Source organism: Acidobacteriota bacterium (genome assembly GCA_016208495.1).
Classification (GTDB): domain Bacteria; phylum Acidobacteriota; class Blastocatellia; order Chloracidobacteriales; family Chloracidobacteriaceae; genus JACQXX01.
On record JACQXX010000045.1, the window covers coordinates 19,209 to 44,416 of the forward strand.

At 49.9% G+C, this 25,208-nt stretch carries 19 protein-coding genes; 5 read left to right on the forward strand and 14 right to left on the reverse strand.

Translation table 11 applies throughout. From position 1 onward, the window contains the following. Positions 1-200: 200 nt before the first annotated feature. The 5 genes from HY774_07610 to pilB form a co-directional block, all read right to left on the reverse strand. Entirely contained in the window at positions 201-1,847 is a 1,647-nt protein-coding gene (locus HY774_07610) for an FHA domain-containing protein (protein ID MBI4748341.1), read from the reverse strand. 145 nt (positions 1,848-1,992) lie between these two features. Further along, positions 1,993-3,672 (reverse strand): PAS domain S-box protein, encoded by a 1,680-nt coding sequence (locus HY774_07615; GenBank protein MBI4748342.1) that lies wholly within the window; start codon positions 3,670-3,672, stop codon positions 1,993-1,995. A gap of 182 nt (positions 3,673-3,854) precedes the next feature. Next, positions 3,855-5,078, reverse strand: coding sequence for a type II secretion system F family protein (locus tag HY774_07620; protein MBI4748343.1), 1,224 nt, complete (start codon positions 5,076-5,078; stop codon positions 3,855-3,857). A 231-nt stretch (positions 5,079-5,309) separates the two neighbouring features. Further along, complete coding sequence (locus HY774_07625; protein ID MBI4748344.1) at positions 5,310-6,518, reverse strand: type IV pilus twitching motility protein PilT; 1,209 nt, start codon at positions 6,516-6,518, stop codon at positions 5,310-5,312. A gap of 158 nt (positions 6,519-6,676) precedes the next feature. Beyond that, positions 6,677-8,521, reverse strand: a complete 1,845-nt coding sequence (gene pilB / locus HY774_07630) for a type IV-A pilus assembly ATPase PilB (GenBank protein MBI4748345.1) — start codon at positions 8,519-8,521, stop codon at positions 6,677-6,679. 293 nt (positions 8,522-8,814) lie between these two features. Between pilB and HY774_07635 the strand changes: the two genes are divergently transcribed. Further along, a complete protein-coding gene (locus HY774_07635; protein MBI4748346.1) occupies positions 8,815-11,610 on the forward strand; it encodes a ComEC/Rec2 family competence protein in 2,796 nt (931 codons plus the stop codon). 87 nt (positions 11,611-11,697) lie between these two features. Here HY774_07635 and HY774_07640 read toward each other — a convergent pair whose 3' ends face one another. Next, positions 11,698-13,071 carry a hypothetical protein gene (locus HY774_07640; protein ID MBI4748347.1) on the reverse strand — a complete coding sequence of 458 codons (1,374 nt, stop codon included), beginning with the start codon at positions 13,069-13,071 and terminating at the stop codon, positions 11,698-11,700. Between the two features lie 150 nt (positions 13,072-13,221). Further along, positions 13,222-13,695, reverse strand: a complete 474-nt coding sequence (locus tag HY774_07645; protein ID MBI4748348.1) for a DUF1772 domain-containing protein — start codon at positions 13,693-13,695, stop codon at positions 13,222-13,224. Positions 13,696-13,919: 224 nt separating this feature from the next. Between HY774_07645 and serC the strand changes: the two genes are divergently transcribed. Then, positions 13,920-15,017 (forward strand): 3-phosphoserine/phosphohydroxythreonine transaminase, encoded by a 1,098-nt coding sequence (gene serC / locus HY774_07650; GenBank protein ID MBI4748349.1) that lies wholly within the window; start codon positions 13,920-13,922, stop codon positions 15,015-15,017. 171 nt (positions 15,018-15,188) lie between these two features. On the opposite strand, the gene HY774_07655 is transcribed toward serC, so the two are convergent. The 3 genes from HY774_07655 to HY774_07665 all read right to left on the reverse strand — a co-directional run bounded on the left by HY774_07655 (position 15,189) and on the right by HY774_07665 (position 19,636). Further along, positions 15,189-16,187, reverse strand: a complete 999-nt coding sequence (locus tag HY774_07655) for a hypothetical protein (GenBank protein ID MBI4748350.1) — start codon at positions 16,185-16,187, stop codon at positions 15,189-15,191. A 374-nt stretch (positions 16,188-16,561) separates the two neighbouring features. Next, entirely contained in the window at positions 16,562-18,439 is a 1,878-nt protein-coding gene (locus HY774_07660; protein ID MBI4748351.1) for a hypothetical protein, read from the reverse strand. Between the two features lie 261 nt (positions 18,440-18,700). Next, positions 18,701-19,636: a cobalamin B12-binding domain-containing protein gene (locus HY774_07665; GenBank protein ID MBI4748352.1), complete on the reverse strand. Its 936-nt coding sequence runs from the start codon at positions 19,634-19,636 to the stop codon at positions 18,701-18,703. A 573-nt stretch (positions 19,637-20,209) separates the two neighbouring features. On the opposite strand from HY774_07665, the gene HY774_07670 reads away from it, so the two are divergent. The 3 genes from HY774_07670 to HY774_07680 all read left to right on the forward strand — a co-directional run bounded on the left by HY774_07670 (position 20,210) and on the right by HY774_07680 (position 22,794). Further along, a complete protein-coding gene (locus HY774_07670; GenBank protein ID MBI4748353.1) occupies positions 20,210-21,211 on the forward strand; it encodes a polyprenyl synthetase family protein in 1,002 nt (333 codons plus the stop codon). A gap of 190 nt (positions 21,212-21,401) precedes the next feature. Further along, entirely contained in the window at positions 21,402-22,355 is a 954-nt protein-coding gene (locus HY774_07675; protein MBI4748354.1) for a stage II sporulation protein M, read from the forward strand. A 4-nt stretch (positions 22,356-22,359) separates the two neighbouring features. Then, complete coding sequence (locus HY774_07680; protein ID MBI4748355.1) at positions 22,360-22,794, forward strand: bacterioferritin; 435 nt, start codon at positions 22,360-22,362, stop codon at positions 22,792-22,794. Positions 22,795-22,901: 107 nt separating this feature from the next. Here HY774_07680 and HY774_07685 read toward each other — a convergent pair whose 3' ends face one another. The 4 genes from HY774_07685 to HY774_07700 all read right to left on the reverse strand — a co-directional run bounded on the left by HY774_07685 (position 22,902) and on the right by HY774_07700 (position 24,897). Beyond that, a complete protein-coding gene (locus HY774_07685) occupies positions 22,902-23,327 on the reverse strand; it encodes a four helix bundle protein (protein MBI4748356.1) in 426 nt (141 codons plus the stop codon). Between the two features lie 177 nt (positions 23,328-23,504). Next, positions 23,505-24,068: an NUDIX hydrolase gene (locus HY774_07690; protein MBI4748357.1), complete on the reverse strand. Its 564-nt coding sequence runs from the start codon at positions 24,066-24,068 to the stop codon at positions 23,505-23,507. 219 nt (positions 24,069-24,287) lie between these two features. Then, positions 24,288-24,530, reverse strand: coding sequence for a hypothetical protein (locus HY774_07695; GenBank protein ID MBI4748358.1), 243 nt, complete (start codon positions 24,528-24,530; stop codon positions 24,288-24,290). A 97-nt stretch (positions 24,531-24,627) separates the two neighbouring features. Next, positions 24,628-24,897, reverse strand: coding sequence for a hypothetical protein (locus tag HY774_07700; protein MBI4748359.1), 270 nt, complete (start codon positions 24,895-24,897; stop codon positions 24,628-24,630). Positions 24,898-25,208 lie beyond the last annotated feature (311 nt).

Below are 25,208 nucleotides of genomic sequence, written 5' to 3' on the forward strand. Positions count from 1 at the left end.
TTACGGTTCGCAGATTAAGGTTGAAAAAAACGAAGGTTGGCTGCTGTGAGCAGAAACACGGGGAATCAGGATTTTGATGGTGTTGGAACTGATGATCCAATGATGACTTGCGGTGGAAAGGCCATTATGGTTTCCCACCGGGGAGTTGTCAACTAGCCGCAAAACTTTCCGTTTCAGGAAGTAACCGGCGAAGTATGGTTTTATTGGATGCCCGGAATCGGAAGCTTGATGATAAATGAAGTCCCGGTGTTGAGTTCACTTTCGCAGGCAATAATACCTGAATGGCCTTCAATAATGCGCCGGCAAATCCCCAAACCAAGCCCCGTTCCTTCAGTTCCTTTGGTGGTATAAAACGGTTCCCAGATCAGGTGAATGTGTTCGGCGGGGATCCCACACCCTGAATCCGTCACACGAATGATGGCATGGCTATCAAGCTCTGAAACTCGGACGACGATAACTCCTTGTGCCATGGCCTGGGCGGCATTGCGGAGCAGGTTCAAAATGACCTGCATCAGTTTATCCTTGTTGAGATAGAGCACCGGGTTGGTTTCAAAGTGGGTCTCCACCCGGCAAATTTTGACGCAGGGGTCAAAACGGGCAAAGCTGATCGCGTCTTCCAAAACAGGTCGGAGGGGTTGTAAATCCTTGCGGAATCCATCCGGGTTTTGTTTGGCAAAATCCTTGATTTCATTGACCATTGACAACATGCGTTGTTGGGCATTGAGAATCAACTGGATCAGTTTGCGCAGATTCTGGTCTTCCGTGACATTGAGTAAGATTTCGGCGGCTGTCAGGGTGGTTAACTGATTTTTGAGTTCATGGGCGATCCCGCTGGAAAATTGTCCCAGGGTGGCCAGTTTTTCTTTGGCAATGAGTTTTTCCTGGGTGGCTCGCAATTCTTCAATCAAATGCAGATTTTCCATCGTCAGCCCGGCCTGCTGGGTCAAAGCCAGAAAGAACTCCAGTTCTTCATCATTAAACTGGGTATGGGCCATCAGATTGTCGATATAGCAAACGCCCCACACCCGATTTTGGGAACTTACCGGGGCACACATCACCGAGTGAATCGCTTGTTGGATGATGCTCGAATTGAGGGCAAAGCGATTATCCGCCATCGCGTCAAAGCTTCGAATGGCCACATTTTCCTGATAAACGTGTTCGACAATGGTGCTGCTCGGCTGTACCGGAGTACCACTTTCGGTTCGGCGTCGGACGGCTCTGATTTCGAGGCGATTTGAGCCCTGAGGCGGTAAAATCACCACGCCGCGTTCAGCGGGAAGGGCCGCCATCACTGCGTCAAGCAAAATTTCGAGCAATTCCTGGGTACTGCGGGCGGCCAGCATCCGCCGCATGGTCTCATTCAAATTCTTCAACCGATTCAACGTGGCATCAGTGATGCATTCAGCACTATCCAGGAGCGAGGTATTGAGAAACCGGGTTTGATTATGGGTGATGATGGTCATCAACTTGTCAGTTGAATGCTCCTCACCTGTGCTCATAGAGGCTTCGGTTGTAACCTGATCGTCGTGAAGTTCAAAAACAAGAATCAACGGGTTGGTATTGCCGAGTTGGATTTGATCATTATGTTGGAGCAAATAATCTGAAACTCGCTTCCCATTCACCAGACATCCCCCGGTACTGTTTTTGTCCCGCAAATAGAAATGCCCATCCTGATAGGCAATTTCCGCATGTTGGCGCGAAACATAGGAGTCATTGATTTGAAGGTGGTTTGTTCTCAATCTTCCAATGGTGAAGACCGGTGCATTAATCGGGACAATATGTGTTTGTCCTGAGCTATCCAGGTAACTGAGGGTGGCATAGGGAAGGGAATGAGAAATCTCTTTCATAGAGAACCCCAGGAACGAAAATTATAAAAGGAATGGATCAACCGTGTGGAACGGTGTGGTTGTCTGGAAGAATCAATGTGGGTCCAGCATACCACGTTTACTTCAGGTTTGAGAGTCAGGAAACAAAAAGATTTACAAAACCCGGTTAATCAAAGTCATCGGCTTTTTCATAGGCACCTGTTTTTCCCGTGACAGATGGCGGAGTTTCACGAATCGGAAGCCGGATCGTGATTTCAGTCCCGCCCCGGTTTTGCTCAGAGGTTTGAGGACCGCTGGTCACGCTGATTGTCCCCTGGTGATCGGTAATAATTTGATACACAATGGCCATTCCAAGCCCAGTTCCTCCTGTCCGTGAAGAATTAAATGGCTCAAATAAGCGATCCATTTGTTCTTGTGACATTCCAAGTCCAGTATCCTTCAATTTGATTTCGATCTCTTTGCCAAATGAGGATTCCATGAGGATGTCGAGGGTCCCGCCCTCAGGCATTGCCTGAAGGGAATTTCGTGACAGATTCCACATGACCTGCCGGATTTGGCCTGCATCAGCCAGGAGAATCAATGGTCGGGATTTAATCTGAACGGTAATTTGGTGATTCGGGTGGAGTTCGGGACTATTTCTGAGCAAGGTGACAGTTTCTTCAATGACTGGAACCAGATCAACACGGGTCATATGTGGGTGGCTGGGCCGGGCGTAGGCCAGAAAATCAGTGATAATTCGATTTAACCGATCAGATTCTCGAAGAATAATCTGGAACAGATATCCCTGATCCTCAGTCATCTCCATTTCACTGCGTAACAACTGGATTGATCCACGCATGGCAGCCAGCGGGTTGCGGATTTCATGAGCAATTCCGGCTGCCATTTTCCCCAGAGCTGCCAGGCGGTCGCGCCGGCGGATTTCCTGTTCCAATTTGATTACTTCGGTCAGGTCCTGAAACGAAAAAACATATCCAGTGACGGTAGACGATTCGCTGATTAAAGGAGAGGCACTAAATCCCAAATGGACGGTGCGTCCGTCTTGTGCAACGCAATCAACATCAAACCGAGGAAGACGCTTTGAGGTTTGAATTTCGCTTTGGTCAAAGAGGCTAAAGGCAGACAAATCTCCAAAAATATCATAAAAATGACGACCACGAACCCGAGCTGACTGATAGCGAGTGATTTCTTCGGCAGCCCGATTAAAAGAAAGAACCGTCCCGGTCAAGTCAGTGGTCACCAATCCACTGTTGATACTTTGAACAATCCGTTCATTAAATGCTCGTAAATCAGCCAGATACCGGGTGGCTATTTCCAAATCAGAATCACTGCGACGTAATCGTTCCGCGAGTTGACCGCCTAAAATTGTTAAAAGTAGAAGGGCAAGCGTATACAATGGCAGATTATTTTGGTGGGTACTTTGAAGAAACCGACCGTCATCACTCAGAATTTTAAAATAAAATAGCCCAAAGAGTGCTGAATAATTGACCACACACCCAATGCCGACGCTTAAAACCCCTGGCCGAGGGAGTACCATGCTGGCTCCCAACACGATCACCAGATAGAGCGGCGCCAAAGAAAAATCAGAGGCCCGCATCAGGTAAATCAACCAGGTGGTGAGTACCACATCAGTATACACCTGGATATAAAGCTGTATCCGATAGTGTTCTGAAAGCCGCAGGGCAACAAAATAACCAACTGAAAGCAGGCAGACTGCGGCGGCAAAGATCAAGAGGGGTTTTAGATTCAGGTTGGGGTTGTAGGAGGCATTCACGATAATGCCGAGCCCTAAAAGCAAAATGACGATGACCAGACGTGACAGAATTAAACTCAGAACACGGGTATACATAGCAATGAAATTGACTGAAATGAGTTGTTGCCTGTCTTGATATCAATGTCAATGACATCAACCTGCTGACTTTCGACGTGGTGGATCTGATGGTACTCGTTGGGTAAATCAACCCAAAAATAAAACGGGAGTGTTCCACTGGAGCACTCCCGTTCTCAATCTGATGTGGGGACGAAGGTGGTCTACTTACTGGCCAGTTTCCCGATCAGCACAAACAGTGGCATATACATGGCAATCACAATTCCCCCGATGGTTACGCCAAGGAACCCGATCATGACCGGCTCAATCAAGGTCAGAAGGTTGGCAATGGCGCTATCAACTTCCTGTTCATAAAAGTCGGCGATTTTGCCAAGCATCGCATCCAGGGCGCCGGTTTGCTCTCCGACCGCAATCATTTGGCACACCATTGATGGGAAGACCCCAGAGGCTTTTAAGGGTTCAACAATGGTTTGACCTTGTTCGATGGCTGCCCGAACTTTGAAAATGGCTTCACCCACAATGACGTTCCCAGAGGTCTTTGCGGTAATGTCCAAAGATTCCAGAATCGGAACACCGCTCGAGAGGAGGGTCGCCAGGGTGCGGGAGAACCGGGCAACTGCAATTTTAAGCAAAATCGGACCAAAGATGGGCGATTTGAGCATGAGATTATCAATATTTCGTTGCCCGCCTGGGGTGGCATAATAGGATTTGATCCCATAGATCGTCATACCAACGATAATGGCCAGCAACCACCAGTAAGAGCCCATAAAGTTACTGATTATGATCACGATTTCAGTCGGGAGTGGAAGGCGTTCCCCAGGACCAAGCAACCCTTCAAAAATGGTCTTAAAGGCCGGGATCACCACAATCATAATGACTGAAATCACAACCACCGCCAAAATGACAACCGCTGCCGGATAGATCAAAGCCGAAACGACATCACCTTTTAATTTGACGATTTTTTCAATAAAGACTGAAAGTCGCTGTAAGATCACATCCAAAATACCGCCAGTTTCCCCGGCTGCCACCATGTTGACATAGAGCTGTTCAAAAACCTTGGGGTGGCGAGACATTGAGTCTGACAACGTCATCCCCTGTTCGACGTCGGCGCGAACTTGCAACAACACTTGCTTGAAATATTTGTTTTCCTGCTGGCCACCAAGGATTTCCAGGCATTGAACCAGCGGTAACCCGGCGTCAATCATCACTGAAAACTGTTTGGTGAAGATGGCCAGTTCTTTGGCCTTCACCTTTTGGGAGCCTCCAAGCCGGGGCACAGAGACTTCTTTCCCTTTTTCCTTGGCACTTAATAACGAAACTTTGTCCCGGCGAAGAAGTTGCTCCAGTTGATCGCGGCTGGGGGCAAATTTTTCTCCAACAACAACCTCATTCAGGTGATTGCGTCCCTTATAAACAAACGTTGGCATAACTGGTCTGCTCCTTACATCTCAGAAGTGTCTGGCTTGAGCTGTGCCGACGGAGTTGTGTTGAACCCAAATGGCAATTGCCGTCGAACAACCAAGTGCGCAAAGGGCCTCACCGTGATAAATGGCCCCTCTTTGACAAGGAGCAGATCCGATTCGACAAGACGAAAAACATGAGTCGGAAGTGCTCCAGATAAGTTGTGTTCCCCTGGCAAGTTAAGAAGAGTCAATGTGTTAGCGTCGAACTCCACCTGGTGGCGGCCCACCTGGGCGCATCGGAGGTTGTCCTGGCCGCTGCATCCCGCCTGGAGGCATTGGGCGACCGCCTGGAGGTCCACCGGGTCCACCAGGTCCACCCTGGCCTGCCAGGCCGGAGCCGCGATTGATGAGATCCTGGAGTTCATCCGCATTATGTGACCGAATGAGCGCCATTTCCAACGAAATCGACCGCTGGAAGTAGAGCGTGGCCAGTGCCTGATTAAAGGTCTGCATCCCGTATTTATCCTGGCCAGTTTGCATCATACCGTAAATCTGGTGGATTTTATCTTCGCGAATCAGATTCCGGATAGCCACGTTTGGAATCAGGATTTCAAGCGCCATGCAGCGTCCCTGACCACTGGCTTTCGGCAGCAGCGATTGGCAAAGGACACCTTCCAACACCAGGCTCAACTGAGTCCGGATTTGTGATTGCTGGTGGGATGGGAAAATGTCAATGATACGGTTGATGGTTGAATAGGCGGAGTTGGTGTGCAGGGTGCCAAAGGTCAAGTGGCCCGTTTCTGCAATTCGCAGCGCCGTTTCCACGGTTTCCAGGTCGCGCATTTCCCCGATCAGCACCACGTCGGGGTCTTGACGGAGTGCGGCACGAAGCGAGTTGGCGAAACTGTGGGTATCAGCATGCACTTCACGCTGGTTGACCAGACAATTTTTATGGGGATGGAGAAATTCAATTGGGTCTTCAATCGTGATGATGTGTTCGTGCCGATCCTGGTTGATTTTATCAATCATGGCCGCCAGGGTCGTGGATTTCCCAGAGCCAGTTGGACCAGTCACCAAAATCAAACCACGGGGTTTTTCACACAGTTTTCTCACTATGGGCGGCAGACCCAGGGTCTCAAAGGTTTTGATTTCGTAGGGAATTGCCCGGAAGACCGCGGCTACTGCTCCGCGTTGATTAAACAGGTTGGCGCGAAAGCGGGACAAGCCCTTAATCCCAAAAGAGAAGTCCAGTTCAAGAGTTTCTTCAAACCGGTGTTTTTGAGCGTCAGTCAAAACTGAATAGGCCAGTTGCTTGGTGTCTGACGGGGTAAGTTCTGGATAATCAAGGGGGCGAAGGTGACCATCAACCCGGACCTGGGGTGGGGAATTCGTGGTGATGTGCAAGTCTGAACCACCAAGTTCGGTCATCTTCTTGAGTAATTCGCTGAGGACAAGATTTGCCATGAATCCTCCACTTCAAACCGAGGTCTATTAAGAATGACGGGTTACAACCGGTACAGTCGCTGAACTGCGAAAAATAAAGACAGGACGCACATGCGAACCCAAAATGGGCTTTTCCAACGAAAACCGACGGGAAATGAAAAAAGCGCCAGTGTGGGTGCTTATAAGACTGTCTCACGAATCACTTCTTCAATGGTTGTGATCCCCTGTTTAACTTTTTCAATCCCACTTTGACGAAGGGAAAGCATACCTTTGTAGCCAGGTTTGTCTTCCATGGCTTTTTTCTTGATTTCAAGGGCCGAGGCACCAACCAGGATCAGTTCTCGCAGTTCATCGGTCATTTCCATAACTTCATAGAGTCCGACGCGCCCTTTATACCCGCTTCCTTTACATTTCGGGCACTCTCGACCATCTGGTAACCGACCGTGTCCCTCCACAATCGTGATGCTGGAGGCATCTTCGGGTGAAAACCCAACTTCAAGCAGGGTTTGCAGCGGAGGTTGAACCTTGGCGGGCGCTTTGCACTCGGTGCAAATTCGGCGAATCAACCGCTGGGCTTGAATCAGGTTCACTGAGGTCGCCACCAGAAAGGGTTCAATTCCCATATTCATCAAGCGACTAACGGTAGACGGGGCGTCGTTGGTGTGGAGCGTTGACAGCACAAGGTGGCCGGTCAGCGCCGCTTTGACAGCAATTTCAGCCGTTTCAAAGTCTCGGATCTCTCCGACCAGAATAATATTTGGATCCTGCCGGAGAAATGACCGCAACGTGGCCGCAAAATTTAAGCCGATTTGTTCCTTCATCTGGACCTGATTGATTCCAGTCAAGTTAAATTCGACCGGATCTTCAGCCGTCATGATGTTGGTATCGGGGGTGTTTAAACTGGAGAGTGCTGAATAAAGGGTGTTGGTTTTACCAGATCCTGTCGGGCCGGTCACCAGCACCATGCCATAGGGCTTGGCGATTTGGCGCTTGAATCGTTCCAGGCTTTGGACCTCAAACCCAAGCTTGGTCATATCAAGCATGAGCTTTTCTTTATCAAGCAACCGCATGACGATCTTTTCGCCCCAGAGGGTGGGGAGAGTCGAAACCCGGAAATCAAGGTCACGGGCCCGACCTTCGCGGCGAAGTTTAATTTTGATACGACCATCCTGGGGAAGGCGCTTTTCCGCAATGTCCAGTTTGGACATGATTTTGATACGGGACGTGAGAGCATCCCGCATTTTTTGGGGAGGCCGCATGATCTCTTTCAAAATCCCGTCAATCCGGAACCGAATGCGGAACTCTTTTTCATAGGGTTCAATATGAATATCGCTGGCGCCATATTCCAATGAATTGACCAGAACCAGGTTGACGAGTTTAACAACCGGAGCTTCGTTGGCCCCTTTCTCTGAATCATCAAGGTTGATTTCGTCCTGTTCTTCTAACACCTCAAGGTTGGTTGATTCGTCATCAATAAACTCACTCATCTGATCAGATAATGATGTACTGCTGGCGGCTGAGGACGCCTGGGAGGAGCCGCCACCGCCCATGAATTGCTCGTTAAACTGGTTCATTTGACTGGCCAGTTCGAGACCACGCTCTGGGGCATAGTATTTATCCAGCGCCTTGAGCATTGCGATTTCCGAGACCACAACCTGCTCGATACTGAGCCCCGTCATAAACTTGATATCGTCAATGGCAAACACGTTTGCCGGATCAACCATCGCCAGGGTGAGCGTTGGTCCAACCCGTGCCAGCGGAAGCACCATATACTTGCGAGCCGTCTCTTCAGGAATGATTTTGACGGCATTGGAATCAACATCAAAAAGATCCAGATTAACAGCCGGAACCCCATATTGACGGCTCAAAATGGATGTAATCTCTTCATCTGAAACCAGTTTCAGGTTGACCAGAATTGAGCCAAGCCGCCCACCATGGGCACGTTGGTAATCCAGAGCTTCTTTCAGTTGTTGCGGAGTGAGTAAATTCTCTTTGAGTAGGATCTCGCCAAGCTTCGCGGACATGCGTGTGTTTCCCCGATAGAGAAAAAGGATAACCTAGCGGCTAAGTGTTGTCGTGGAACTGTTTTTTGGAAAACCAGAAGATTTAGAGGCTTTATAGAAAAAAGAGCAGCAACCAAAAGGACAGGGCCAGAATAGTGCAACGTCATGAAGACTGTCAAGCATCGCGTCTGATTGCCGGATTTTCCCGGTGAAAACCATGATTTATCCGGTTTTTTGGCAGGTCGGTTGGGAACACGGTTTGCCCTTCATTCTCCGAGTTTAATACCAATTTCGATTCTGGGGGAAATTTAATTGTGAAAGGGCAATCTGGTGTGTCTCAGCCGTCTCGCGGGGGATTCGATTGGACCCGAAGGCCATTATGGTATGGCAGTTGGGTGTTTGGAGCAGGCATTGGGTTTGGCTCACTTCAGTTCGTTCAAGCTACGGTTTTTTGGATCGTGGGGATTGTGGTCGCTGCCTGCCTGGCCAGTGGTTTTGGCTATCTGAAATCCTGGTCCGGATTGTGGTGGGGCAGTCTGGTGATTGCGGTCTTTGGTGTTGGAGCACTTGGTGCAATTCAGGAAAAACAGGCAGCCGTTCATCCTGACCAACTGGCTTGGATCCTGGCTCAACATCAGATTGACCCCACCGAAGCCGTCAAACTCACCGGTGTTGTCGAAGACTGGCCAGAACCGGCCATTCAGCGCCTGTATCTCACCATGAAGGTCACTGAGGCGCGGTTCAAGGATCAAATCCAGCCGGTCCAGGGGCGAATCAGTGTTGTGTACCCACTTGAAAAAATTACGTTCAAACAAGCCTGGGAATCCCATCCAATCGTGCCTGGCACCCTGGTTCAACTGGTTGTCAAACTCCAATGGCGGAGTCAATGCCATAATCCAGGCATGCTCGAACTGGATGATTTTCTGAGTGCCTCCAATTTGACGGCGATTGGTCGGGTGCAATCAATTGAATCCATCCTGGCACCAGGGACAAGCCAGGGGTGGCACATCCGGATCAGAATGCTTCGACTGCGGGCAATCAACCGCCTGTTTGAGGACTTTGAACCCCGAGTTGCAGGTCTGCTGGCCGCCTTACTCTTTGGCAGTCGGGCCTTTCTGGAGGCTGGATGGGCCGAGTCTTTTCGACAAACGGGAACGTTCCATCTGCTGGTGATCTCGGGTTCGCATCTGGCTCTCCTTGGTTGGTTGGTGGCAAGTGCCACCCGCCGCTGGTTTTCCCCGCGTTGGGTATCTGCTTCGGTCACTCTGGTCATGATCTGGAGCTACTGCTGGATGGTTGGAAGTGAGCCACCTGTCCAGCGGGCAGCGGTGGCCATTACGGTCTGGCAACTGTGTGGACTTTTTTTCCGTCAACCTGAGCCACTCAACGTAGTGGGCGCCGCCAGCATCGCTTTATTGCTTTTCAAACCCTCAGACCTTTTTTCACCCAGTTTTCAATTGACGATTGGGGCCGTCTGGCTGCTGGTCGGCGGTGTGATGCCGCTGGTATCAAGCCTTGAACGGATTGGGAACTGGCGACCGACTCGCCAGACACCCTTGCCGCCTGTGTGCCCCAGGTGGATTCGAGTCCTGGCCGAAGCACTCTTTTGGAGCCCGCAACGCTTTGCTGAAGACATGGCGCGATCTCCGATTACCTACCAGCTTGAAAAATCAAATGCCGCGTTCTGGCTTGAGCAAATTGGTCTTCCTCAGTTCCTCAGAAAGCGATTTCCCTGGGCAAAGGTGATGAATCTTCAGGTTCTGATCCGGTGGGGCGTGGTGTTGCTGATTGCTTCTGGGATGGTTCAACTTGCATTGTTGCCGCTCAGTGCCGCCTATTTTAACCGATTCACGCCGATTGGCCTGATTTCCAATCTGGGAGCTGAACTGGTGCTGGGGCTCATTCTCATTCTGGCCAGCGGGTATTTCCTTTCGCTGGTCGTTCATTCAGGGCTCACGGGGTGGTTGGTTCTGGCGTTGGAGTGGGTCACCTCAGGGTTTGTCAAACTGGCGACCTGGGGTGCTGAGTGGTCCTGGGCAAGCTGGCGAATTCCTCACCTGGAAGGCCGGTTGATTGGCGTTTATGTCCTGTATGGCGTGATGGTGATGGTGATGATTGCCATCCTCCAGCACTGGAAGCCACTCCTGCAAAGTCCCAGGCCAGAACCAACCTTCGGGAAAAAATATCGGGTTATCCTGGGAGCATTTCTGGTGGCTATCTGGGGAACGCTGGCGGTCTGGATTATCAACCCACCGCGCTGGTGGACGGCAGCTCCAGCAGGTGTTTTGCGGGTAACCTTTCTCGATGTTGGGCAGGGAGATTCAGCCGTGGTTGAATTTCCAACCGGCCAGGTGATGCTCATTGACAGTGGCGGCTGGTCAGCCTGGACCAAACCGGCTGAATCGGGATTTAATCCGGACCGGCGGGGAATTGGCGAGCGCGTTGTTTCACGGGCATTGTGGGCACGGGGGATTCGTCGTCTGGATTGGATTGTCGGAACGCACGGGGATGCTGACCATCTTCAAGGGTTTAGTGAAGTTGTTCGGAATTTCCCGGTTGGGCAAGCCTTGGGAAGCGGGAGTGAATCATCAGACCGCACCTATCAAACCTGGCAACAGGCGCTCGACACACAGCACATTCAACTGATTCAACTGGGAGCCGGGTATCGCTGGGAAGTCGGGGCGGTGCAGGTCGAGGTCCTTTCGCCTCCTGACGCATCTAAACGCTTCTTTCAGTCTGATAATGATAATTCTTTAGTGCTCAGGGTTTCCTATGGTCAGCAATCCTTTTTATTTACCGGCGACATTGAAAAAACGGCTGAACACTGGCTGGTTTCCCAGTCGAATCTCCAATCCTGCACCGTTCTCAAAGCACCACATCACGGCAGCAAAACCTCAAGCACGGTCGAGTTTTTAGAACATACCCGGCCTCAGCACGTGGTGTTTTGCGCCCCGGAGCATTCGATTTACCATCATCCTCATCCAGATGTGGTTCGTCGCTATCAGTACCTCTTTCCAGCCGCCCAACTCTGGCAGACTGGTCTGAATGGTGCGGTCACCTTTGAAACCGATGGAAACTGGCTTCAGGGGAGAGGATTTGTTGGGAAGTAATACCATTTTGGGTTCAGGGTATCGGGTTCAGGGTATCGGGAAAATACAATTCTTCCAATAGTTTAGCTTTCCCGTAATGCGATAGGTTCATTCCAAAATTGTATAATTTGTGGAAAGTTGTGCTTGAAAAACCAGATCGCCATCCTGGTTGGAATTTAACCAATCTGGTTCCGGAACCGATTTCCCCCCGTCGTCATCCAGGTCTGGCCCGAGACTCCAGAACACAAGCCCGGTACCGTGGCTGTCAAGACGATATAAAAAGGGCGCCGATGAAAATGGATCTTTCGCCGGACTGGAAGCCGTAACTTGTTGGATAAGTTCAGATATATTAGTCGGCGAAGTTCTCTGTTCAATGCTCTTCTGATGAAGTGAAACAATAAAAAGACAGGCCCGAAATTCAGCCTGGATTTGCCAGGCATTCAGCAGCGACTCTTTGTCCTGAGTGGCTGGTATCGCTCGTAACAGGCTTCTCAGGTCAAGGCTTTCCGCTTTTTCCAGGAGCTGAAAGACCTGATCTTTTTTTTGAATAAAAGCCAGTGTTCGTGGAAGAAAAAAATGCCCTTCAAGTGATCGTTCAATCTCTTCCATCTTTAATTTCAACTGACTTGGTTTACCTCCGCAATGGCTGACGAATGTTCCATATTCGCCAAAGCGCCGATCAATCGCTGGTTTGGTTATGCGGGCCAAAAAACCAACGCGCTGATAGCGCATCTTTGCTGACCACGGAACCTGGGTTTGATAAAGAGACATCAGGTGGGCCTGAAGTTGAGCATACTCTGGTGATTGAAGGCGATTTTGACTGAGTAACTTCAAAATCCGATGTAACACCACTGACTGATGTTGAAAGACCTGCCCTGCGTGATACCAGGTTGTTACGAAGAACAAATCTTCCCATAAGCAATAAGCACGCAGAGCCAGTTGGATCGCCTCCATCTGTTTCCCGTCGGTTTCAGCCAGTCGAGACGCCACAATCAGCAAGTCGCTTAATTTCTCAACTTCATACGGAGGCAGTACTTGATCGTAGAATCTTTCAGTCCGGTTTTCAGGGCGACAAAAGAACTGCTGGTTCTGGGCTTTTTGAATCAATAACAACGCATCTCGATAGGCGAAAACTTCCCGGCCTGCGGCTTCGCTTTGAGAAGGTTTTGATTCTTTCAAATTGCTAATTCCATAAAAGCCTGAGCTGCCTTTCACTTGAGACTCATAGATTTCTTTTTGTTTTGTAAGGGCTTTCAGGTAGTACGGCCAGGCTTCGCCATCGTCCACATTTGAAGAAAACACAGGGCGTTTCGCACCAAAGGAAGCTGACTCAGCCATAGTGATCCGATTTCGACGGGCTATTTCCATCAGTGTTTCTCTGGCCGTTTCAGTTCGATACCGTACAGCCACTACCAAAAAGCCAATCAAAATCAGAGCAGAAAGGGAAACCCTCTTCTTCAATCGGGTTGGGGACTGCTTCATATCTTCCTCCTGAGTCAGTTCATGCAATAGCAAAAGCCAGAACTTCATTCAAAGGGCAGCATCAACCACTTTGGTGACTGGTTTTTCGTCAGTGGGTTGGTGATTTGGCAGGCGGTTTACAAATTTTCAGAAGATGTCGGCCTGAAGCAATTATGACCCAAACCGAAGTCCAAGAATTGAAGCGCTAAACGCCATCAATCCCAGACCAACCCGGAACCAGTTCCAGGCTGACCAGCGGGCTAGTTCATGTGAAAGTTCATCGGGGCTGAGTGAACCGGCGGCAAATTGCGAGTTGGCTTTTTTAAAGTAAATTTCATGCGTGGCTGTCACACACACCATGAGGACACCTGCCGTTAGTGTGGACCAACTTTTGGAACCGGCGACCAGAATGCTGGTGACGCCTGCGATAAGAGAAAGGAGCAGCGGAGCAACGGTCAGCGGTGTAAAGTACCGGTAGAGCAGGGGATGGAGTTCTCGATAAAGCGCATGAAAGCGATCTGCAGACAAACTGTGCCAGTATGGAACCAGCAGACACCCTTCGGTCAGCAACGCACCCACCAGCAGGCCAATGCCAGCCGTTGACAGGATTTGGATCAACTCGCTTGTCAGGTTCAGCAGGGGCATTTGGAAACACCTGAAAGCCACACGAGAACAAAATTGAAGTTTTACCAAATGTAGTCAGGCAAGGGCTTCATTTCAACCGAATTCCCAAAACCAGAGAGAAGATTTTCTCAGTCCACGTGATTGCCCTTGATTCTTCGTTTCAGACTTGAATACTCTCTGCCTTCCGCAAATCTTAACCTTCACTTATCACTTCATTTTTAAGTCTTTCGAAGGAGTAAACTTCCATGTCGAGTCCACTACCAAAGCGAATTTTTAATTTCAGCGCCGGCCCGGCCATCATGCCAGTGTCCGTGCTGGAGCAAATCCGTGACGAAATGATGTCGTTGCCCGGCGTCGGCATGTCCGTTCTGGAAATCAGCCATCGGTCAAAAGTGTTTGATGAAATCATTCAAACAGCCGAAGCCAAACTCCGCAGCCTGATGGGGATCCCTGACAATTACCACGTGCTGTTTTTGCAGGGCGGCGCCAGTTTGCAATTCTCAATGGTGCCGATCAACCTGCTGCCGGCCAACGGTTCTGCCGACTACATTGTAACCGGCGTCTGGTCGGAAAAGGCGGTCAAGGAAGCCAAAAAGGTCGGCACGGTGAAAACGGCTGGCACCACGAAAGCCGAGAACTTTTCGCGCATCCCGAATCAGTCAGAATTAACCCTCGACCCGGATGCCGCCTATGTGCATTTCACCTCCAACAATACAATTTTTGGAACTGAATGGCGCACCGAACCCGAAGTTGGCAACGTGCCACTGATTTGCGACGCCTCGTCTGACATTCTGAGCCGACCGGTTGATGTTTCAAAGTATGGGATGATTTATGCCGGTGCCCAGAAGAACATTGGTCCTTCAGGAGTAACGCTGGTCATTGTGCGTGATGACTTGCTGGCGAGAATTCCTGACGGGCTGCATACCATGCTGGACTACCGGACCCACGTCAAAGACAAGTCGCTCTATAACACACCCCCAACCTTTGGGATTTATGTGATTGGACTGGTAGCGAAGTGGCTGGAAGGACTGGGCGGACTGGCAGCGATGGAGAAGATGAATCAAGAAAAAGCCGGTATTCTCTATGATGCGATTGATGCCTCTGAGTTCTATCGTGGAACGGCTGACAAAAACAGCCGCTCACTGATGAATGTCTGCTTCCGTCTGCCAAGTGAAGAGCTTGAAAAAGACCTCATCAAACAGGCAACCGCCGCTGGGTTTGATGGGTTGAAAGGCCATCGGTCAGTCGGCGGTCTGCGGGCTTCGATTTACAACGCGTTCCCGAAAGAAGGTGTGGCCGCGCTGGTTGAATTTATGAAGGAATTTGAGCGGAAACATGCTTAGGAAGCCGGGTTCGGGGTTCGGGGTTCGGGGTTCGGGGTTCCGGGTTTTTGAAAGGATACTCTTTATCGTTTTTTCAAAACCCTGAACCCTGAACCCTGAACCCTGAACCCTGGTTTTCAAACCCTGAACCCTGGTTTTCAAACCCTGAACCCTGGTTTTCAACCCCAATTCTCACCGACGTGAGTCGTATCCCTTGTCAAAGCCTTCGTTGAAGCCTTTGATAAAACCACGGTCATAGTCAGTTTTGATTGGTCGCCGCCAAAGCGAGTTGCTGCGATCATTGCGGTTGCGCCGTTCACGAGCCGCTTCCTGACCTTCGGCAAATCCCATCCGGAACCCTTCGCGATATCCGCGCTCAAATTCCTGCTGGTTGACCTGGCCCTGGTCGGCGGTGCGGAAGCCTTTTTCGAAGCCTTCAGAGTAGCCCTTCGAAAACCCTTGTTCGTACTGGTTTTCCCGGCTTGCGCGGCGGGTACGGAAGGCATCATCCCGATTCCGGCCCGAGCGGGCAGCTTGCTGGCCATCCTGGAAGCCCAGTTTGTATCCATCGGCGTATCCGCGCTGAAAATCCTTGCCTGAATTGACTGGACGTTCGCGATAGCCTTTTTCAAACCCTTCGCGATACCCGCGTTCAAACGCATCGTCATAGGCTTTTTGGAATTTGTTACGCAGGTTGTTCACGGGCCGGGCGGTCCGGCGAAGTGATTCATCCCACTGGTTGCGATCAATGGCATTGCGTCCGTCTTTCAAGCCGGCATTGTAGCCATCTTTGTATCCACGCTGGGTCTGTTCCTGCAGGCCCTTGGAAAATTCCTGGTCAAATCCGATCTCATACCCTTCGCGATAGCCATTGTTGTAGCCATCAGCAAACGCCATCTCGCCCATGGTCGGGTTCCGGCGGGTCGAATAGGTGCGCAATTTTTCTTGCTTGACTTCGCGGGCACCGTCGCGGCGGCCATCCGTCAGCCCATCGCTTCGGCCCTGACGAAACCCACGATTGTAATCTTCGGCATATTCCCGGCTATATCCTTGCGGATAAGTTCCATATTGTTGATCAACTGGGCGTGGATACCGGCCAGCAGATGGGTAGTTTTGCGCCTGGGCCGAATCCACCAGGCCCATCGCGGTTACCATGAAAATCGTCATTAATGAAAGTGTCAGTTTGTTCATAATCGGGCTCCTCATCCAGAAGTTCCTGTGTGTCTATCACTATTGTTTCAGCATCGCTGCTGTATGTTTGCGGCGATTTGACACAGGGGGATTTTGAATCGTTGCCTGACTTTTTTATAAATTATTGTGAATAAAGAGGTTATGCACGAAAAGGTATGTGCTGGTAATTTGAGGTCACGAAATCGTGTACCGCGAGTGGTTCCAGGGAAGCCTTATTCAACCGCAGAATATGGGAAAAGATGTACCAGGAGAATACATTCAGCCGTGCAGATACAGTGTTTGGGGTCTGTGGTTTGAAGCTCAATGGACCGGAAATACCCTGTTCTCTTTGCTGCAAACCACAGCGTTCTTTCCAAATTTTGGTGACTTTGTGGTTAAGGTGCATCAAGGATCCATTGACCATCTGAATCAGGAAAGGGACCCTCTTTTTCTAATTCTGCCAATTCTGAGGTGGCAGTGGTATCGCCCAGTTGGACCCGGGTTTTGAGCAAAAGGTAATAAGTTCGAGAAAGACGATCAGAACAGGCGGGGCCCGTTCTTGGAGTTTTGGCTCGCAGATCTCGACAATGGTTTGCCAGCGATTGCAGAACCGGAAGTGAGGCTGATGGATCCCACCGAACCAGCATCATTGCCATATCACTTCCACGGTCAATCGAACGAGGGGTCATGTTCAGGGTATTGCCTGCCAGGTCAATTGCCCGCTGGCTCATGAGTTCAGTGATGGTTGGGTTCACCTTTGAGCGCAAGGGATCTCCACACAAACCCTGAGGTTGATTTGGTTGACACCCTTCGCCAGGTGTTGCGGTCCCAATCATCGAGCCAGGGATATAACTCTTCTCGCCAGCCGGTTTGACAATTTTGGAAGCGGCGATAAGCCACTGGGTATCCTCAATCGTCGGATCCATCAGCACCTGGTACCACCGCTCGACAAGCGGGATTCCGTGATATTTCGTCCAGTAGTCGCGCATTTGCCTGACAATTTCTTGTCGCTGTTCCTGGCTTCGTCTGGAAAGATTGTCGCTGCTTCGGTTTGGACTAAAGAAAGAAGTTTGCAAAATTGCGGTGAGGGCGGTATAGGCTGCTTCGTGTACCCTCAGGACGGCTCGATCAGGCATGAAATCACGGTGAAAATGAACAGAACGAGTCAGCCGGTTATCAAATGCAAACGTGTCGAGGAGAAGGGGAACCGCTTCCTCTCCCCGTGCAATCAAGGCTTGAACGATTGGATCATCGGCTAAATTGACTCCTCCAGGTTGTCCCCACTGGCGGGCATTCACTTGATCCAGGTTTTTGATAAGGGTTGCAATGGGTGCCGGGTTATTTTCAGATACTTGTGGTTCTGTCTGGGAGAAGGTGGTGTCTGTAATTTGTGCTCGGGCGCGACGTTCCTGATCAGCCAGCAATTCAGAGAGGTTCCACACAAAATGAAGGTATGGCATTGGGGTCTGAAGGTGAACCTTGGGAGGGGCCTCGGGACGTTGAAACCCACGCCGTTCAGCCTCAGCTTCGATAAGCCGATTGACACGAGCCAGCATTTGAAATCGTTCAAGTGCAGTTTGGTCATCGCCCACCATGTGGGCACATAAGCCCCGATCATAGAGCGAATATGCCCAGGTTCGGGCTAATTCAAGATATGGATCAGGCGGCTTGAGATTGGAAAGACGGCGCGGCGTGAGAGAGATTTCCCATGCCCGGCGCGCTAAATCCACTTCACCAAGCCGAAGCAACAAGCAGACTTTGAGGGTTGAACACGTTCGGTGGGAAATTTCAAATGCCTGAGTGATCTTGTGGAATGAACATTCTTCAATGCCATCCCAATTCGTTTCGCTAAGAAACCGGTTGACCTTCCCGATATGTTCGATGTCGTGCTTGAGGTCCACTTTCTTCCCGACGGAGACTGCCGAATAAATCAATCCATCCCAGCAAACAACCTGCTGAGACGGTTGGTTTTCATTGGAAACGGGTTGAACAAAACCATGAACCTGGATTGTTCGCTCTTCCCCCCATACATTCCGGGCTTTTATTTCAACTTCACGGTACTCGCACCCACGTGGATCCCCAAGCCCCTGTTCAAATAGAGTATTTGTTGCTGAAGTGAGAATTTCGGGAAAGGCAAGTTGAGGGTTTTCTTCCTGGTACGAATAGGTTGTATCCCGGTAGAGCAGACTGGGATATCCAAAAAACAAACCTGCGATAGCAAGTCCAATAAATGCAACGATGAAAGCAACACGATACGGACGGCGAATATTCATGGGCTCATTCTCCTTGAACACCAGATTGAAGTGAGGTTTAAAACTATCAAGGCGTGCGGGAGAGGTGGTTGTTTTGTCATCAACAAAACATTACCGTCGTGAGAGCAATCCCTGTTCCACTGAGCCATCATCGGTGAAAGACAGCATTTTCCCTGATTTTGCTTGAATTCAGTGCGAGGAACCCCGACTTTCAAACAATGGGTGAGAGAGCAGTTTCAATTTTTGTTTGATGAAGGAGACAAAAAATGGGAATGGTGAGGTTTATTTGAATTCTCGCCGCAGATATCCGATCAGGTCGGAAAAACTCGTGCCATGAAAGTGATGGGGAAAATGGGCGCGGATATCAGGATCCTCAAAGGCGGCCCCACCAATAATGATCCGAGTTCCCAGGGCTTCGGCCCGTTCCCAGCAAACTTTATAATCACGCCGCAAATGTTCCAAATTAGACAAAATCGTGGCTGATAAACACAGAATCGCTGGTTGAAACCGGTTGAGCGCATCAGAAATTGAGTGAACCGGGGTATTGGCCCCGGCCACAATCACCCGCCAGCCATCAGATTCAAGCGTTTGGGTCAGCCAGTGAAGTGCAATTTCGTGGAAATCGCCTTCAAGACAGGCACACAATGCTGACTTCCCATGTTCGGATTTGTGTGGCACCAGGTAATGTAAATATCTGGTGGCTGAAAGAGTTACTTGAGATGCCAGGTGTTCTTCATAGACCTGCAATTCGCCCCGTTGCCACAACCATCCGATCTGGTGCATGACCGGGGTAATCACTTTTTCCTTGATATCCAGAATTGAATAGCCTTGCAGGTACAACCGTTGGAGAAAAATCTCAGCCAGTTTCTGACTTCCCTGAATTGCCAGTTCGAAATAGATCTGCTGGAGTGTTTTGAGTGGCGTGAACTCAGTCACCGTTTCAACTTGCTCAAGTAATTGTTGTTCCCGGCCAAAGTGATTTTCCTGAGCCTGGGCGGGCTCAGCAGCCACCAGTGACGGGATCGAGAACGAGAAGAGGTTGGATGACTTCAGGTGATTTTGTTCCTGAAATGCCATCAGAGCTTCCATTTGAAATCGGCGGTGCCCCCCAGGTGTCCGGATACACTCCAGCTTCCCACTGTCAGCCCACCGTTTAATCGTGGATTCACTGACATTCCACATTTGAGAAACTTCCGCAGTTGAATAGGCACGCGTCATAGATCACCATCTTCAGGATTTGAGGAAAAACGAACCACTTGCTCCATTTCGGTATCGCCCAATAGGAAATGATGGTCGTTTTGGTCGTTTTCGTTGGTCGAATTAAACCTACCAGATTCCATTTGGAGGAACAAGATGTTTTATCGGAGAGTAAGTTGGTTTAAGGCTAATTATTGTTTTTATTAGCTTTACTGTCGTTTTGCTAGAATTTGTAAGGAAGTTAGGATGATTTTAGGGAAAAGAGTGTTGACCGATTTGGTCGTTTTTCGTATAGTCAATTCATTCAATGAGCGATCTTATTGGACAGTGTCTGTAGGGAGTTCATTGCTGATTTGGCACATCCTACTTCTGAGTTGTAGGCTTGGAGGGATCCGGGGGGAAACTTCAGGTCTGCTGCCAACGCTTGGGGGCCTGTAGGGTGTGCCAAATCTATTTTCGGCTCCTGGTGACTGAGCAAACGACCCTGTGGGCTGGCATGCCATTGATAAATGAGGCGCCGAAAGCTTGTGCTTGCGAGTGCATCTGGCCCATTGTAGGATGGTGAGAATACATCACCGAGAAAAGCGGGGGACCATGCGCGAACTTCTTGAAGAGCCGGGAACGATTGCCTTGATGGCAAGGGCAGAAGCCGTAGCCCGAATGATCGACAAAGAAATCATCAAAGACATTGCCGAAGTCACACAACCACTTCTATTGGAAGCCACCACCTACCTCTTTAAAAGCGGTGGCAAACGATTACGTCCCTTTCTGGTTATCACCTGTGCCGAAGCACTCGGCGGTGTACTGGATGATGCCATTCCGCCAGCCCTGGCCGTTGAGTACCTGCACAATTTATCGTTGATTCACGATGATATGATGGATCACAGTGAAAAACGGCATGGTCTCCCAACGCTCCACAGCCAGTTTGGAAATCGAACCTCGCTCCTGGTGGGAGATTTGCTCTACGCCAAAGCGGTTGAACAGGCGTCTCGGGTTGCCCGGCATGCCATTCGAATGGTTGACGTGCTGGCCAAAGCCGCCAAATTGATGTGTTTAGGGCAATTTGACGACATGAGTTTTGAGACCCGGATGGAGCTGGAAATCGAAGACTATTTGATTATGGCGTCACGTAAGACATCGGCGCTCTACCGGGCAAGTTGCATCTGCGGTGTTCTGGCTGGTGATGGAACCGAAGACCAGGTCAACGCCATGGCGGTGTTTGGTGAAAAGATTGGAACGGCGTTCCAGATTTGGGATGATGTGCTGGATCTTCAGGCTGATCCGCTCCGGTTAGGCAAACCGCTTGGATTGGATATCCGCGACGGGAAAAAGACGTTGATTGTGATTCACTTCCTGAAATATGCCAAATCACCTGAACGTGAGCAATTTCTGAAATATCTGGGCAATCCAGGCTTAACTCGTGAATTACCGGAAGCCGTCGCTTTACTTGAAGAGGCTGGTTCAATTGCGTTTGCACGTGATATTGCCTGGAATTTGCTTGAAGACGCGAAAAAGCAACTCCATGTCCTGCCAGAATCACCAGCCCGAGACCTCCTTTATCAGTATGCTGATTTTTTGCTCCAGCGAAATTACTGATTCAGGGCTAAAGAAAACGGGCTGAAAACATCAGGCTGAAGACTCGCAAGCTCGGGGTTGAAGAAAACGGGCTGAAGAAGTCGGGCTTGGGGCTGAAGAAGTTTGGATTGACTTCATTTTTCATTCTGCATTCCTTTGGTCACTTTCAACCCAGGAATTTGCCTCATAATTCATAATTCATAATTCATCTATGGGCCGAGATTTTATTGATCGCAGACAATTAAACTGGAAGCGACTGGAAGAGATGCTGTCTCTGGCCCTGCGTGGTCAACTCAGCCACCTGCACCGGGAGCAAGTTCGCGAATTCGGTCGTCTCTATCAGCGCACGGCGGCTGATTTTGCGATTGCGCACCAGGAAATCCGGGACAGTCACCTGGTGAATTATCTCAATAACCTGGTTGGCCGGGCGCACGGTACCATTTACCGTTCAAAAAGCTCTGGGTTTAAGGAAATTTGGGAATTCTACCGCTATTCCGCGCCGGCTTTATTTCGAGAAACCTGGCGCTATACCTTTGCGGCGTTCCTGGTCTTTATGGTGGTTGGGGTATTTAGCGGCATCTTTGTCTTTCTGGATGACCAGTATTCCCTCCGATTGGCGCCCGACGTTCTGGATATGGTCAAGTCCAAACAAAACTGGACGGAAATGATCAACAGCAACAATCAGGCTGCCTCCTCAATGATTTTTACCAATAACGCCAGGGTGGCTGTCTATTCGTTTGCCACCGGCATTTTTCTCGGACTCGGGTCGCTGTACTTTATGGCCACCAACGGCCTGCACATTGGTGGGATCACGGCCATGTGTATTAAGTACAAATTCACTCCGATTTTGATCTTTATGGCGGCCCATGGTGTGTTTGAGCTTACGGCAATCTTTATTGCCGGCGGAGCGGGTTTTCTGATAGGTAGCGCATTACTGATGCCCGGCGATTTGAGGCGGGGCGAAGCACTGATCGAACGTGGGATCAAAGCCATTAAATTAATGATGATTTGTCTACCGCTTCTGGTGGTGGCAGGTCTGATTGAAGGCTTTCTCTCACCACTCAATATTTCACCCGCTTATAAGCTGGCGGTCTCAGGGGCGACGGCACTGTTCCTTGTGGTGTACTTCAGTACGCCAGCTCGCCGTCAAACCCAGGAAAGGTAATCATATGGAAGATCTCGATACACCTCAAACGTGCGAATTATTAAAGTCAATTATGGAGTATGAATTGGCCGGAGTCGTTCGGTACACGCACTATGCGCTGATGGTCACTGGTCCAAACCGAATTCCAATCGTTCAATTTCTCAAAGCCCAGGCCACCGAATCACTGCTCCACGCCCAGACCGCCGGAGAAATCTTGACTGGATTGGAAGGACATCCCAGCCTGCGCATTGCCACCATTGAAGAAACCAACCAGCATTCAGTCAAAGACATTCTGTCAGAAAGCCTGGTGCATGAACGAAAAGCGCTTGATCTCTATAAATCGCTGCTTGATGTCGTGAAAGACCGGAGCGTGTATTTGGAAGAATTTGCCCGCACCATGATCGGGCAGGAAGAAATGCACGTGATTGAACTCCGGAAAATGCTGCGGGATTATGTTTAGTGGGTCAGTAGTCAGTAGTCAGTAGTCAAGTGTTGGGAAGGTCGAATACAATTTCAAGTGTATTTTGTTTTAATGCTCTAGTTTATGAGATTTTCTTTCAGAGAAGCTCAGTCATCAATGATATTAGATTTTGACTGCTGACTATTGATCAGACTCTCTTGACTGTTAACTGAAGAGGTTCCTATTGACCGCAGGTATCCATTTAATAACGGTCCAAGATTCTCGACTAATTTTCTTAACTCTTGAATTTCCTGGGAAGTTAAAAGGTTCCGCTTAAAGGCCCGGCGTAACCAATGTTGGGTTTCATTGGGTGAGCCCCGTGCAATTTTAATAAATCGCCGATTGTCCTGATAGGACCCACGCCCACACCCTTCCGCAATATTTGCACCAATACTGTCAGCCGCACGGACAAGCTGATTTCCGATGGTGGCCTTCGTAAAAGGCTCCCATTGGCTAACGATTTCCCAAATAACATCGGCAAATAATTCGGCTACCTGATAGACCCGAAGTCTTTCAAAATTTGGTTTACTCATTGGTTAATCCTTCATTTAAATTCGATTGAATTTGCAGTAATGAAAGAATAACCGTCAAATTTCGTGCCAAACACACTTGACACTAATTTCAAAATCCCAACACTCGACTACTGACTACTGACTACTGACTACTGACTACTGACTACTGACTACTGACTACTGACTACTGACTACTGACTACTGATTCTTCCTCCACAACTCCAGGTAGTAAAAAGCCACAATCACCAGCGCGTGGGTGATGGCTCCAGAGTGGATCAATTCTGGAATTTCCTCCAACGGCACCAGTTTCATCGCAATATCTTCGGTCCCATCCATTGACGGTGTCTGAACCTGCCTGACATTCCTTGCCAAAATCGAATAACACACATTGTTCTGGATCGCCGGATTCGGGAAGTGCCTGCCAATGATCGTGATTTCATCGGCGCGGTAGCCGGTTTCTTCAAGCAGTTCGCGGGCGGCGGCAGCTTCGGGTGACGGGTCTTCGGGGTCAATCATGCCGCCGGGGATTTCGAGGGCGACCTGCTCGATGCCATGACGAAATTGTTCAATTAAGAGAACTTTTCCATCAGGTGTAATTGGAATCACATTGACCCAGTTGGCCGGGTGGATCACAAAAAAGGAATGGGCTTTTTCATCCGGTTCACCAGGAGCGCAGACACGGTCACGGTTGACCGTAAAGACTTTACAATCAGCAATTTGTTCAGTGGAGAGTTTTCTCCAGGGCAGAATTTCACGGGACATAGGCGATGGTTAAAGAACTGGTGTGAGAGGTGTGTTGGGTGAAAGGCTGAGAACCGGGTGTGTCGGGACCGGGCACACTTCGACGCGACTCAGGCGGGGCTCCTCAGCAATCGCAACGGGGTTTGATTGAAGAAAAGAGCGGGATTGGGGAAGGGGTCAACTGGAGGTTGATGGGATTCGTCAACGGAAATCAGCGGATCGCTTCCTCGCAGGCTCTGGTCAAGCGCGGGCGCTGCGTGTTTCCGACATCAAACTCATTTCAGAAACCCGGCGCGAATTTTTTTCAGCATTGATTTTTTGAAAGGCGACTGAGACTTCGACTTTCATCAGTACATCGTAGCCTTCTTCTTTTATGTCCTGAAGGGCTTTGGCTACGCGGGGAGACTTGGCAATGACATCATTGAGCAGGTTGCCCAAATCATAGGTCGTGGTTTGCAACTTTTTATCCGAATGCTGATCCATGATTGTCCCCTTGGCGGTAGGTAGGTTGGAGAAAAGGGAAATTTGGAAAGACGCTGCCAATCCTAAAGAATGAATTTTGAACCTCCCCTCCCTACCGCTACGCGGTTGAGGAAAGGGATTCTTCCTGTTCCGGACAACCGCTTCCGTTCCTGCTCGGAGCAGACGGCTCTAAGTTGCCTTTTCCAGGTGTCGCGCGAGACGCTCTACCGGCGTGTGGAGCGCCGGTTTGGGAACCGAGTTCCCGCTGTCGCATCTGTGACAAGTCCACGGTTCCCGGACCGACCACGCATGGTCCTGAAATCGCTTTCAGGCCGGACGCCAAGGTTCGATGGCGATGGATACCGGGTCGTGCCTGATCAAGATTCACGACCCATTTTCCGTCGGTTCAGGAGGTCAGTGACCGGCTCGCTGGGAGCCAGGTTGCTTTCAAGTTCAATCGCACCGTCTCCGGGCGTTTCGGCTCTTCGGATTGAGTTGCTTTCAAAAGCTGACGGTGTGGTGACACTATAAACTTGCCGCCTCAGTGGGGCAACTCTTTTTTCGGCGGTGATTCATCCCCGCTTTACCGCTTCGCGGTTGAAGGCGGGGATTTCTCGCATTTTTTCTGGTAAACAATTTTTCCGACTTCCGGTTCCTGTCTGTTTTGTGAGAGATAGCTGTCAGGGTTTCCGCCTTTAC